The sequence below is a fragment of the Aeromonas sp. PI_26 genome, assembly GCF_027854445.1.
Lineage (GTDB): Bacteria > Pseudomonadota > Gammaproteobacteria > Enterobacterales > Aeromonadaceae > Aeromonas > Aeromonas veronii.
Genome location: NZ_JAJNOE010000013.1, coordinates 98,464 through 110,898 on the forward strand (window position 1 = coordinate 98,464; position 12,435 = coordinate 110,898).

The window sequence follows — 12,435 nt, forward strand, 5'->3', positions numbered from 1 at the left end:
GAGCAACAAAAAGCGCGTCAGTTGACGCGCTTTTTTGATCGCTGTCGCTTCAATATCTGAACTGGTTGATCAGCCGCGAGAGATCCTGCAGCCGCTCTACCAGCAGGGTGATGCCATCTAGCGCCTGCCTGCTGTTGTCGGCGGTGTGGCTGGCCAGCTGGTGGATCTGGTGTACCCCTTCATCGAGGGTCGCCGTGACGTCGGCCTGCTGACTCACCGCCTGGGCGATCTCGTCGCTGGTGCGGGTTACCTGCCCCAGCATCCGGTTGATCTGGGTGAGCACGTCGGCGGTGGTGCCCGCGTGCTGCTGGCAGCGTACCGAGGTCTGCGCCCCTTGTGTCATCCCGTCTGACAGCTGTCGTGTAGTCTGTTGCAGCGCCTGGATCATCTCGTGGATCTCGCTGGTCGAGGCTCGGGTCTTCTGGGCCAGCGCCCTCACTTCGTCCGCCACCACGGCAAAACCGCGCCCCTGTTCGCCCGCCCGAGCGGCCTCGATGGCCGCATTGAGGGCGAGCAGGTTGGTCTGGTCGGCGATTTGGCTGATCACCTCCAGAATACCGCTGATCTTCTGGCTGTCGCTGGTGAGCTGGGCCAGCACGGCATGGTTGGCATCCAGCTCCTGATGAAGTTGGTTGACGGCGGATCGGGTGGTCGCCAATGCTTGCAGCCCCTCATCGGAGACCTGCTGTACCTCTATAACCAGATTGCTCGCCTCATGGGCACTGTGGGCCACATCGCGAATGGAGTGGCTCAACTCGGTGATGGCGGTCGCCAGCTGCTCGCTGTGGGCGCGCTGCTGCTGCAGATGAGTATCAATGGTCTGGATATTGCCCCGGTCATCTTCGGCTGCCTGCAGGATCTGCTGGTTAGTGTCGGCGCTGCGCCCGACCACGGCCTTGAGCTCGGCCTGCTTCATCCGCAGGGCCAGTTCGACGGCCGCCAGGGTGTCGCGCCGTCGGGTGTAGAGCACCTGACAGAGGCGGGTTCCCTTGTCTTGATCGGCAAGGGTGAGCAGATGAGCCAGCCGTTGCTGCAATCGCCAGCCGTGGATTGCCTGTGCCAACAGCAACAAGGCGGTGGGCAGCAGCCATAACAGGTTGCCGGTGACAAAAGTAGCAAGGGTAGTGAGCAACGCAGAAACGGAGAGCCAGAGGGTCAGCTGACCCGGTTCAAAGTGAAAACGGCTCAGCCAGGGAAGCGCCTTGCCGCTGCGCAGCAGGCCATAGAGCTGCTCGGCCCAGGCCACATCGCTGGCGGCGGGTTTGGTGCGCACCGACTGGAACTCGACGATCTCTTTCTGGGCGTTGAGGATCGGGGTGACGTAAGCGTTTACCCAATAGAACTGACCGCTTTTGGCGCGGTTCTTGACCAGCCCCATCCAGCTTTTGCCCTGTCGCAGCCGCTGCCACATGTCGGCGAAGGCCACCTTGGGCATGTCGGGGTGTCGCACCAGATTGTGGGGTACCCCTTCCATTTCGGCTGCACCGTACCCGGCCACATCACAGAAGTGCTGGTTGGCATAGGTAATATGACTGGCGGGATCAGTGGTCGAGATGAGTGCGATGTTGTCGGGGAAGTGTATCTCCCCCTCCTGATGGAGTCTGGTCATGTGTCGTTCCTGAAAAAGCCAAATAACTGATAAATATATTTTTTATTGTCGTTCTCAGTTAATCATTCTAAGGCTCTTCAGTGACCCGAACTTGGCTTGGGTCAATTAATCAACACAATGAATTGATGAAGTGAGGGTCAGCTGGCCGGTGTGAAATCGTGAACTTCACCCTTTCTTGGGGCGAGGCGAGGATCATCATCTTTGTACTCATGTACAAGCTGCATGGTTTTGCAGAAGCTGGCCTGCTTGTCGTACTCCTGACGAGCCAACTCGATGGCCCGCTCGGCCCGGCGCCGTTCCATCTTGTCAGACTTGCGATCGCTGAACTGTTGCTGCTGGTGCAACATCCAGCCAACAAACTCTTGCTGGCATTGGGATTCGCTATTGGCCTGCGCGGGCAGGGTCCACAACAACGAGAGCAGTATCAAATAACGCATGTCTGACTGGGCATTGGAGATTAATTGAACAGAAGGGGCGGCATTTTAGGCTGGAAATCGTGGTATGAACAGTATCAATAGCGAGGCCCAGCGGGGCCTCGCATCGTTGTGGCCGGTCTCAGTGTTTGACGAGGTAGAGCTGGCGGCTGTAGGCCACATCTTCCGGGTTGTTGATGGGGTAGCCCTTGAGCCATGGCTTGATGAGGCGGGCATTGGTGTACTGGTAGATGGGGGCGATGGGGGCTTGATCCAGCAGGATCGCCTCCGCCTCGCCAAACAGCTTGCTGCGGCTGGCGGCATCCTGAGTGCTGGCCGCCTCTGCCAACAGTTGGTCATAACGGGCATTGGCAAAGCCAGCCATATTGCCGCTGTGACGAGAGCCCCACAGGCCGAGGAACGCAGACGGGTCGTTGTAGTCGGCCACCCAGGAGGAGCGGATCACCTCGAACTGACCGCTCTGGCGACTGTCGAGATAGGTTTTCCATTCCTGATTGGTCAGCTCGACCTCGGCGCCCAGCTTCTGCTTCCACATGCTGGCAATCGCCAGTGCCATCTTCTTGTGAATTTCCGCGGTGTTGTAGAGCAGGGTCAGCTTGAGCGGCTTGTCCGGGCCGTAACCGGCCTCCTTGAGCAGGGCCTTGGCCTTGCTGTCCAGCGCCGGTTGGCTGCTGGTGGAGAGCAAGTTGGCGGCCGGGGTAAAGCTGGCGGTCACATCCGGAGTGAAGTGATAAGCCGGTTTCTCGCCGGTACCGAGCACCTTGTCGGCGATCAGGGTGCGATCGATGGTGTAGGAGAGCGCCTTGCGCACCCGCACATCGTTCAGTGGTGCCTGCTTGGTATTGAAGGCGTAGTAGTAGGTGCCGAGCTGATCCGGGGTGTAGACCTCATTCGAGATCTGCTGCTTCAGCTTGTCGTACTGCTCCTTGGGGAAGGATTCGGTGATATGCAGATCGCCAGCCAGATAGCGGTTGGTCGCCGCACTCTCCTGATTGATCGGCATGAAGATCACCTTGGTCAATACGGTATGGGCCCGATCCCAGTAATAAGGGTTGGGGGTCAGCTCCAGCTTCTCGTTGACCACCCGGTTGTTCAGCACAAAGGCACCATTGCCCACCAGTTTGCCGGGTTGGGTCCACAGGTTGCCGTACTGCTCGATGCTGGCTTGATGGAGCGGCGACAGGCTGGGGTGGCTCAGCAGGTTCAGGAAGTAGGGCACCGGCTGGGAGAGGGTCACCTGCAGGGTGTGATCATCGAGGGCCTTGACCCCCAGCTCGCTGGCAGGCAATTTGCCAGCGACTATTTCGTCCACCTTGTCGAAACGGGCCAGCTGGGCGAACCAGGCGAAGGTGGCCGCCTCTTTCGGGTCGACCAGCTTGCGCCAGCCGTAGACGAAGTCACCGGCCTTGACCGGATCGCCGTTGGACCAGCGCGCATCCGGGCGCAGATGGAAGGTAAAGAACTGGTTGCCCTTGTTCTCCCAGCTGGCCGCCACCCCGGCAACCGGTTTGCCATCCGGCCCCTGGGTCAGCAGCCCCTCGAACAGGTCCCGCAGTACCTGCAACTCCGGCAGGCCGACCAGCTTGAGCGGGCTCAGGCTCGCAGGTTCATCCTTGAGGTGGCGAACGACAATCTGCTCGGCGGCGAGTTGTGTTCCGGCGGGAATATCGGCAGCCTGGACAGCAGCACAGCCCAGCAGGGCCAGCAAGGGGGTCCATCCTTTCATGGGTCGGATCCTTCAAATAGTGTGAAGCGGGGAGAAAACTCGGCGAGAAAATATCGCCGACAGATGGGAAATCATGATATCCCGTTTGCTGGTCTGACCGCCAGCATTCGACTCTCACTCCCAATCGGGGTAGAAGAGCATTCTCGGCGTCTGTGCAGTTCAATATGGTGAGGAGTGTCAAACGATGAAAGCATGGTTATTGCTGGCCTGTGTGTTGAGCCAGGGTGCCTGGGCGTTGGCCCCGTGCCAGAGCGACACGGCGGTGGGCAACTGGTGCGAGATAGGCATCGATGCTTTGCACCCGACTCAGGGGGGCGTCGGCCAGATCCAGGTCGATGAGACCCAGGCCACATTGGCGGGCATGAGCGCAAAGCAGCTCGACAAGTTGATGAAAAAGAAAGAGATCCCCGTGGTGATTGCGCCGGATGGCAGCTACTGGCTGGTGGATAGACACCATCTCACCAAGGCGCTGTGGCAACAAGGAGTCAAGGATGCGAGGGTCAAGGTGATTGGCCGCCTGCAGGACAAAGCCAACTTCTGGAGCCAGATGCAGAACAACCACTGGGCTTGGCTCAAGGATGAGAAGGGACAGTCGCTGACCCCGGAGCAGTTGCCGACCAGTATCGACAAGCTGCCTGATTATCCCTATCGCACCCTCGCCGGACTGCTGCAGAATGCGGGCTACTTTCGCAAAGATAAACAGGTCTATTTCGTCGAGTTTGCCTGGGCTAGCTGGCTTGGCAAGCAGATGCAATGGATGCCGGTGGACAGCGCCAATCTGGCGGCCCGCCTGCAACAGGCCAAACGGCTCGCCTGCGGCAGCGATGCCAAGGATCTACCCGGTTATCCCGGCAAGCAGTGCAGCCTCAACCAGTCCAAAAGCGCGCAATGAGTGGATGTGCGATGACGGCATCCAGAGCATGCCGGAGATAACAGAGGGCGACCCCGGGGTCGCCCTTCTGCTGTCAGCTTGTTCGTGCTGGTTGGCGGTGGTCACTCATGGCGCTCCGCCCAGCGGGCAGCCGCCTGTTCAAGCAGGGCAACGTCACCTTGCTGGATCAGCGGTAGCAGATCGTTGACCTGTTGATCCGGCCAATCCCACCAGGCGAGGGCCTGTAGCCGGGCAATCTCCTCCTCGCCAAAGCGCATCCGCACCACCCTGGCCGGGGTGCCCGCCACCATGGCATAGGGCGGCACATCCTGATTGACCAGCGAACGGGCGGCGATGATGGCGCCGTCGCCGATGGTGACGCCGGGCATGATCATCGCCTCCATGCCGATCCAGACATCGTTGCCGATGCGGGTATCGCCTGCGGGGCGGTAGCTGCGCTTGAGCGCCGCCAGATCGGCGAACGGATAGGTGCTGATGAAGGACGTGTTGTGGGTGTGGTTGCCGCCCATGATGATCTTTACCCCGGCGGCAATCTGCACATAGTCGCCGATATGGAGACGGTCGATATGCCAGAGCGGCTCCCAGCCGGTTTCCGGGCTGCGGCTGAAGGGATCGCCATGGAGGTAGCGCACCGCCACCTCTTCGAAGGGGCCATCCCAGGCACCCGAGTAGTAGCTGTGCAGCCCCTTTAGGCAGATATTGGGGTTGGTCACCGTCAGGTGCAGGTATTCGACCTGCGACCAGTGTTGGCAGGTGTTCATGCTGGTACTCCTTTGCTGAATGGATCGGATGGGTTGCGTTCGCTTGAGCGCAGCTAATAGATCCAGACCAGCATGCGGGGCACGCAGAGCAGGGAGCAGCCCAGCATCTGCGGGAGGCGAGGTCGCATTGTGGTGTGCTCCAAAGAAGAGGGAAGGGCGCGATCATAAGGTCGGGCGCTGGGTTTGCCAAGGTTGCGCAGAGATCCTGCACTAACCCTCTGGTTGATATTTATTCTCAATTAGCCATGATAACACTCCCACCATGACGGACTCGGGAGAGCGAAATGACACCGCAAAGTTGGCAACGATACATGCTGGAGGCGGAGCGTGCCTGGCAGGCCGGTTCGCTGGGGGCGGCGATCTGCTTTTATCAGCAGGCGCTGGGGGATGTTTACGAGATGACTCAGGTCGAGTTGACCGAACTGGCCACCATGCGAGTCGCCACCTGCCACCGGCTGGCTGACTTCTGGCGGGCGATGGATGAGCCGACTTACGAGCTGCGCTACCTGAAGCTTGCCTCCGAGCTGGTAACGGCGCTGGTGCCGCAGTGCCCCAATCGGGAGTGCGAGGCACTGATCAGCGAGCTGGGTTGCTGTCGCGGCGCCCTGCTCGCCTTTCTCAAGCGCCACCCCAATCCGGAAATTGCCCGGCTGATCCAGCTACAGGACAAGGTGCAGGGCTGCGAGCTGATCGGCCGTTTTCGCCTCAACTGACAGGCATTGAGCGGCAGCTCAGCTCCGCCGTTTGAGTTTCTGGGCGATGCGCTGTTGCGCCTCTTCCCCCTGCAGTGCCTGAGCGAAGGCGCGCGCCTCCAGATCGATGACAAAGTGCACCGCCTGTTTAAGCTCCTGTTTCAGCAGCGCCTTGCTCTTTTGCAGCGCTCTGGGCGGTTTGGCCGCCAGCTTCAGTCCCTGCTCGCGGGCAAAGGAGAGCAATCCATCGGCCGCTACCACCTTGTTGGCCAGCCCCAATCGCAGCGCCTCTTCGGCATCCATCGCCTCGGCCAGCAGCAACAGCTCGGCCGCCTTGAGGTGCCCCACCAGACGTGGCAGCAGCAGGCTGGAGGCGAACTCCGGCACCAGCCCCAGCTCGACGAAAGGAAGCTGCAAGCGGGCGTTATCCGCCAGATAGACCAGATCGCAATGCAGCAGAATGGTGGTGCCAATCCCCACCGCCGGGCCTGCAACGGCGGCGATCACGGGTTTGGGGAAGTCGGCCAGGGTGTGGAGGAGCTGCAGTATGGGATCGTCGGGCTCCAGCGAGCTCTTGCCCATAAAGTCGGCCAGATCATTGCCCGCGGTAAAGCAATCTTGCTGCCCCTGCAACAGCAGGACATGCACCTCCTCATCGGCTGCCGCCTCTCGCAGCGCTGCCACCAGTTGCTTATAGAGCTCGGTGTTGAGGGCGTTGCGCTTGTCGGGGCGGTTGAGGGTCAGGGTGAGCAAGCCATCCTGCTGCTCGGCAATGAGAATGGGGGCCATGTCTAAATCCTTGTTATTGAAAGGTGCAAAAAAGGTTGCTGCTGGGGTAACCTTGGCGCCGTTTAACAACATCATAAAAGGATTTCAACCATGTTTAAACGTGCGTTTTATTCTCTGCTGGTTCTGGGTATGACGGCGCCTGCACTGGCTAAGGTCGAGGCTGTCGACGGCTATGTGCGCCTGTTGCCACCGGGCTCCCCCAACACTGCCGCCTTTATGGTGCTGAAGAATGACGCCGACCAGCCGGTCAAGCTGGTGGCTGCGGCTTCTGCTGCTGCCGGGCGTGCCGAGCTGCACACTCACCTGCACGAAAATGGTGTGATGAAGATGCGTCAGGTCGAGAACATCGAGATCCCGGCCAGGGGCGAAGCGGTGCTGAAACCGGGCAGCCTGCACATCATGCTGTTCGAGGTGGGCACGCTCTCCGAGCAGACCCCTTTCCCGCTCACCCTCACCATGGACGATGGTCAGAAGCTGGATCTGTCACTGCCGGTGAAGCCGATTGAGCCGATGGCCGAGATGAAGCATATGAAGCACTGACATTTGTCGTCGTTTGTTCAGGATTGACGCTGGGTATTTTGGCTGCACCGAGTAAAATAGTGCTCTTTTCCATGTATGCAAGAGGAAGTGACGTAATGAAAAAGACGCTGATTGCCGGTTTTGTGCTGGCTCTGTGCAGCCAGAGTGCCATGGCCGCTGACGACTGGCGTTTTGCCGCCGGTGCCGACGTATGGGCCGCCAAGGGCAGTGGTCAGGCTTATGGCACCAGTGCTGATGGCAGCTATGACGACAGCTACAACTGGAACGGCTATCTGCAACTGGAACACGGCATCATCTTCCTGCCGAACGCCAAGTTTGAAGTCTCCGATTTCAGCACCTCCGGCGGTAACTTCAAAAACGATCTGACCGCCTACGATCTGAGCCTCTACTACCGTCTGTTCAACAACGATCTGTTCAAGATCGATCTGGGTATGACCGGCCGTCACTACGATGGCGAGCAGGTCTACTTCGGTCGCAAGGGTTATGACGAAGATACCCTGATGGCCTATGCCGGCAGCGAAGTGAAGATCCCGGGCACCGGCATCGCCTTCTTCGGCGATCTGCGCACTCACGATGCGGACAACTATGACTACCGTCTGGGTGGTTCCTACAAGTTCTCCTCCATGCCGATCAAGCTGCGTGCCGGCTGGCGTGAAGCCAAGGTCGACTTCGACAACGTTGACCAGCGTATCGATGGCTGGTTCATGGGCGGCGAATTCACTTTCTAATCTGACGTTGTCTGACAACGGGGGTGAAATTCTTCGCCAACATCTATCAGAGCGTTCTGTCGATGGATGGTTCATGGGCGATGAATTCACTTTCTAATCTGACCGTCAACTGACGACGAGGAGCGATAATGGGCCACATCATAGTGACAGGTGCCGGTTCCGGTCTTGGCCGGGCGCTGACCATAGGTCTGGTTGAGCGGGGCCATAAGGTCTCCATGATGGGGCGCCGTTATCAGCGACTGCAGGAGCAGGAGCAACTGCTCGGCAGCGCGGTAATCGGCATCGCCGCCGATCTGGCGCACCATGAAGAGGTCGACGTTGCCTTCGCCGCTGCGGTGGAGTGGGGCGGGCAGCCCGACATGGTGATCCACTGCGCCGGGGTGGGTGAGTTTGGCCCGGTCGGTGTCTATACTGCCGAGCAGATCCGCCGGGTGGTGGAGAGCAACCTTATCTCCACCATTCTGGTGGCCCAGCAGACGGTGCGGCTTATCGGCGACAAGGGTGGAGTGCTGGCCAATGTGCTCTCCTCCGCCGCGCAGGTGGGCAAGGCCAACGAGAGCCTCTACTGCGCCTCCAAATGGGGGATGCGCGGCTTTCTCGAATCCTTGCGCGCCGAGCTGAAAGGCTCGCCACTGCGGCTGGTCAACCTCTACCCGAGCGGGATCCGCAGCGAATTCTGGGACAACTCGGATCACGTGGACCCGAGTGGCTTCATGACTCCGGAAGATGCGGCGGCCTATATGCTCGACGCACTGGAAGCCAGAAGCAGCTGCCACGTGACCGATCTCTTTATCGGTCGCAACGAGTAGGCTCCTTGCGGCAATCCTCTTTGCTTTAGAAGAGAAGACAAACAAAAAGCGCGCCATTGGGCGCGCTTTTTTATATCGGGAAGAGGGTGGGCTTAGCGGCCCAGCTTGGCCTTGATCATGGCGACGATATCGCTGATGGCCACTTCCTGCTTCTCGCCGGTGCGGCGGCACTTGTACTCGACCACGCCGTTATCCATGCCGCGATCGCCGATGACGATGGCGTGCGGGATGCCCAGCAGCTCCATGTCGGCGAACATCACGCCCGGGCGCTCTTTACGGTCGTCGAACAGCACGTCCACACCGGCCGCTTTCAGCTCGGCGTAGAACTGCTGTGCCTGCTCGGCTACGCGCTCGGATTTGTGCATGTTCATCGGCACGATGGCCACTTCGAACGGAGCGATGGCGTCCGGCCAGATGATGCCGTACTGGTCGTTGTTCTGCTCGATGGCGGCGGCCACCAGACGGGAAACCCCGATACCGTAGCAACCCATCTCCATGGTGACGGACTTGCCAGCTTCGTTCAGCACGCTTGCCTTCATTGCTTCGGAGTACTTGGTACCCAGCTGGAAGATGTGGCCCACTTCGATACCGCGCTTGAGCAGCAGCTTGCCCTGGCCGCACGGGCTCGGGTCGCCTTCCACCACGTTGCGCAGGTCGGCAACTTCGTAAGCGGTGATGTCGCGATCCCAGTTGGCACCGGTCAGGTGGAAGCCGGTTTCGTTGGCGCCGCAGACGAAGTCCGCCAGATGGGCAGCGCTGCGATCGACGATGATGCGACCGGCAAAGCCGACCGGGCCGATGGAGCCTGCGTCGCAACCGGCGGCAGCTTTGATCTGCTCGTCGTTGGCGAAGGTCAGCGGGTTAGCCACGCCAGCCAGTTTCTCTGCCTTGATTTCGTTCAGCTCGTGGTCGCCACGCAGTACCAGCGCAATAACGGCCTGCTTGCCGTGCTCATCTTCCTCTGCCAGTACCAGCAGGGTTTTGGCGATGGCGGTCGGTGCCACGTTCAGGAAGGCAGCCACTTCGTCGATGGTGTGAACATTCGGGGTGGCAACCTTGGTCAGGGCTGCGGTGGCGGCAGGGCGCTCACCAGCCGGTGCCAGTGCTTCGGCCATCTCGATGTTGGCGGCGTAATCGGAGCTGTCGGAGAAGGCGATCAAGTCTTCACCGCTCTCGGCCAGCACCTGGAATTCGTGGGAACCGGTACCACCGATGGAGCCGGTATCGGCCTGCACCGGACGGAAGTTCAGACCCATGCGGGTGAACGCCTTGCAGTAGGCGGCGTGCATCTTCTCGTAGGTATCGACCAGAGACTCTTTGTCGATGTGGAAGGAGTAGGCATCCTTCATCAGGAATTCGCGGCCACGCATCACGCCGAAACGGGGGCGCACTTCGTCGCGGAACTTGGTCTGGATCTGGTAGAGGTTGAGTGGTAGCTGCTTGTAGCTGTTCACTTCGTAACGTACCAGCGCAGTGATCACCTCTTCGTGGGTCGGGCCCAGCACGAAGGGACGGTTGTGACGGTCGGTCAGACGGCACAGCTCGGGACCGTAGTCATCCCAGCGGCCTGACTCCTGCCACAGCTCGGCGGGTTGTACCACCGGCATGGAGACTTCGACGGCACCAGCATTGTTCATCTCTTCGCGAACAATGTTCTCGATTTTCTTCAGTACCCGCAGACCGGTTGGCAACCAAGCATACATGCCGGAGGCCAGTTTACGGATCATCCCGGCGCGCAGCATCAGCTGGTGGCTGACAACTTCAGCGTCGGAGGGGGTTTCCTTGAGAGTGGAAAGCAGATATTGGCTGGTACGCATCGCGGTAGACCTTAGCTAGAACGGGCGCGGGGCCCAGGATAATTTCAAGGGCGGAATTTTAACAGGCTGGGCGTTGCGGCCCAAGGGCTAAATTTGCCGCAACCCGAAAGGTGGCCACGCCCGTCAGATAGCCTGGGGTAATGACCATTGCAACAAGCAGGCTTTTTATGCCTGCAATTTGGCCGGATCTCCGCTAAACTCTGCCACCTTTTCTCGATGGGCATGGTTTTGCCGCGTTCATCACCCCCCATTTTTAGTACTTTTGGAGCCGCTCATGCCGTTAGTGGGACATCAACACCAGATCGAGATCCTGGAACTGACCGACAAAGGAGATGGCAAAGGACGCCTGTTCGATCGCCCCCTGTTTGTCGAAGGTCTGCTGCCCGGTGAGCAGGCGCTGGTGGAGCTGACCGAGGTCAAGCCGAACTATCTGCACGGCAAGGTTGCCGAGCTGCTCCAGCCCTCCGCCGATCGGGTTGCCGATTTCTGCCCCAACACCGAGTGTGGTGGCTGTCAGGTACGTCCGCTGGCCTATCCGGCCCAGCTCAAGCTCAAGCAGGCACTGGTGCAGAGCGCACTGGAGCAGGTCGGGCTGGGTGACACGCTGGTCAAGGATATCCTTGGCATGGAAAGCCCGTTCGCCTATCGCAACAAGGCGCAATATGCGGTGCGTGGCTGTGACGCCGGTGCCGAGATCGGTTTTTATCGCAAGCACTCCCACGATCTCATCACCGCTGATGACTGTGCGGTGCAGGATCCGCTGCACGTCGAGCTCAACGCCCGGGTGCGCAACTGGATGCGCGCGCACGACATCGCCGCCTATGACGAAGTAAACCACAGCGGCTGCGTGCGTAACCTGATGACCCGCAAGGGCTTCAAGAGCGGCGAACTGATGGTGGTGCTGGTGACCCTGGGCGAGGAGCTGCCGTTCGAAGCCGAGCTGCTGGCGAGCTTAAGCGATCTGCCTATCACTACCCTGGTGCAGAACATCAACGATGAGCGCACCAACCGCATTCTGGGCGCCACCAACCGGGTGCTGCTCGGCGAAGGGGTGATCCGCGACAAGATCCACGAACTCGAGTTCGAGATCTCGCCGCTCTCCTTCTTCCAGAACAACCCGACCCAGACCGATGTGCTCTACTCCAGCGCCCTCGAGTATGCCGAGCTGACCGGTAACGAGACAGTGTTCGACATCTATTGTGGTATCGGCACCATCTCCCTGTTCCTGGCTGGCAAGGCCGCCAAGGTGGTGGGGATCGAGTCGGTGGAGAGCGCCATCAGCGATGCCCGTCGCAACGCAGCCCTCAACGGCATCGAGCACACCGAATTCCACGTCGGCAAGGCGGAGCAGCTGATGCCCGAATTGCACGCCCAGGGCGTGACCGCTGACGTGGTGGTAATGGATCCGCCGCGCAAAGGCTGTGACAAGGCGGTGCTGCAGACCCTGGTCGCCATGGCGCCCCGTCGTCTGGTCTATGTCTCCTGCAACCCGCAGACCTTGGCCCGCGATCTCGCCTGGCTGGTCAAGCAGGGCTTCGTGCTGGATGAGGTGCAACCGGTCGATATGTTCCCGCACTCCATGCATGTGGAAGCGGTTGCCCGCCTGAGCCTGCCTGCCAAGGCATAAGTCGCCCCCGA

12 protein-coding genes are annotated in these 12,435 nt (G+C 60.0%); 6 read left to right on the forward strand and 6 right to left on the reverse strand.

Annotation, left to right across the window (positions count from 1 at the left end; all coding sequences use genetic code 11):
* Positions 1 to 49 precede the first annotated feature (49 nt).
* The 3 genes from LRL22_RS14550 to LRL22_RS14560 all read right to left on the reverse strand — a co-directional run bounded on the left by LRL22_RS14550 (position 50) and on the right by LRL22_RS14560 (position 3,769).
* Positions 50 to 1,609 carry a methyl-accepting chemotaxis protein gene (locus tag LRL22_RS14550; RefSeq protein WP_216979506.1) on the reverse strand — a complete coding sequence of 520 codons (1,560 nt, stop codon included), beginning with the start codon at positions 1,607 to 1,609 and terminating at the stop codon, positions 50 to 52.
* A 137-nt stretch (positions 1,610 to 1,746) separates the two neighbouring features.
* Positions 1,747 to 2,046 (reverse strand): hypothetical protein, encoded by a 300-nt coding sequence (locus LRL22_RS14555; protein WP_013723462.1) that lies wholly within the window; start codon positions 2,044 to 2,046, stop codon positions 1,747 to 1,749.
* Between the two features lie 118 nt (positions 2,047 to 2,164).
* Entirely contained in the window at positions 2,165 to 3,769 is a 1,605-nt protein-coding gene (locus LRL22_RS14560; protein WP_270905672.1) for a peptide ABC transporter substrate-binding protein, read from the reverse strand.
* A gap of 184 nt (positions 3,770 to 3,953) precedes the next feature.
* On the opposite strand from LRL22_RS14560, the gene LRL22_RS14565 reads away from it, so the two are divergent.
* Positions 3,954 to 4,661: a ParB-like protein gene (locus LRL22_RS14565; RefSeq protein WP_005354823.1), complete on the forward strand. Its 708-nt coding sequence runs from the start codon at positions 3,954 to 3,956 to the stop codon at positions 4,659 to 4,661.
* Between the two features lie 101 nt (positions 4,662 to 4,762).
* Here LRL22_RS14565 and LRL22_RS14570 read toward each other — a convergent pair whose 3' ends face one another.
* Positions 4,763 to 5,422: a CatB-related O-acetyltransferase gene (locus LRL22_RS14570; RefSeq protein WP_270905673.1), complete on the reverse strand. Its 660-nt coding sequence runs from the start codon at positions 5,420 to 5,422 to the stop codon at positions 4,763 to 4,765.
* Positions 5,423 to 5,706: 284 nt separating this feature from the next.
* On the opposite strand from LRL22_RS14570, the gene LRL22_RS14575 reads away from it, so the two are divergent.
* Complete coding sequence (locus LRL22_RS14575; RefSeq protein ID WP_005335785.1) at positions 5,707 to 6,135, forward strand: DUF2753 family protein; 429 nt, start codon at positions 5,707 to 5,709, stop codon at positions 6,133 to 6,135.
* 18 nt (positions 6,136 to 6,153) lie between these two features.
* On the opposite strand, the gene LRL22_RS14580 is transcribed toward LRL22_RS14575, so the two are convergent.
* Positions 6,154 to 6,903: an enoyl-CoA hydratase-related protein gene (locus LRL22_RS14580; protein ID WP_270905674.1), complete on the reverse strand. Its 750-nt coding sequence runs from the start codon at positions 6,901 to 6,903 to the stop codon at positions 6,154 to 6,156.
* Positions 6,904 to 6,993: 90 nt separating this feature from the next.
* Here LRL22_RS14580 and LRL22_RS14585 point away from each other — a divergent pair, with 90 nt between their 5' ends.
* From LRL22_RS14585 to LRL22_RS14595, 3 genes are all read left to right on the forward strand, one after another.
* Positions 6,994 to 7,443 carry a copper chaperone PCu(A)C gene (locus LRL22_RS14585; protein WP_043820460.1) on the forward strand — a complete coding sequence of 150 codons (450 nt, stop codon included), beginning with the start codon at positions 6,994 to 6,996 and terminating at the stop codon, positions 7,441 to 7,443.
* Positions 7,444 to 7,538: 95 nt separating this feature from the next.
* Positions 7,539 to 8,171: a TIGR04219 family outer membrane beta-barrel protein gene (locus LRL22_RS14590; protein WP_252655804.1), complete on the forward strand. Its 633-nt coding sequence runs from the start codon at positions 7,539 to 7,541 to the stop codon at positions 8,169 to 8,171.
* A gap of 128 nt (positions 8,172 to 8,299) precedes the next feature.
* On the forward strand, positions 8,300 to 8,980 hold the full coding sequence (locus LRL22_RS14595) for an SDR family oxidoreductase (protein WP_270905675.1): 681 nt from the start codon (positions 8,300 to 8,302) through the stop codon (positions 8,978 to 8,980).
* Between the two features lie 92 nt (positions 8,981 to 9,072).
* On the opposite strand, the gene LRL22_RS14600 is transcribed toward LRL22_RS14595, so the two are convergent.
* On the reverse strand, positions 9,073 to 10,797 hold the full coding sequence (locus LRL22_RS14600; RefSeq protein ID WP_216960816.1) for a proline--tRNA ligase: 1,725 nt from the start codon (positions 10,795 to 10,797) through the stop codon (positions 9,073 to 9,075).
* A gap of 274 nt (positions 10,798 to 11,071) precedes the next feature.
* Between LRL22_RS14600 and rlmD the strand changes: the two genes are divergently transcribed.
* A complete protein-coding gene (gene rlmD, locus LRL22_RS14605; RefSeq protein ID WP_216960818.1) occupies positions 11,072 to 12,424 on the forward strand; it encodes a 23S rRNA (uracil(1939)-C(5))-methyltransferase RlmD in 1,353 nt (450 codons plus the stop codon).
* The last annotated feature ends 11 nt before the right edge of the window (positions 12,425 to 12,435 follow it).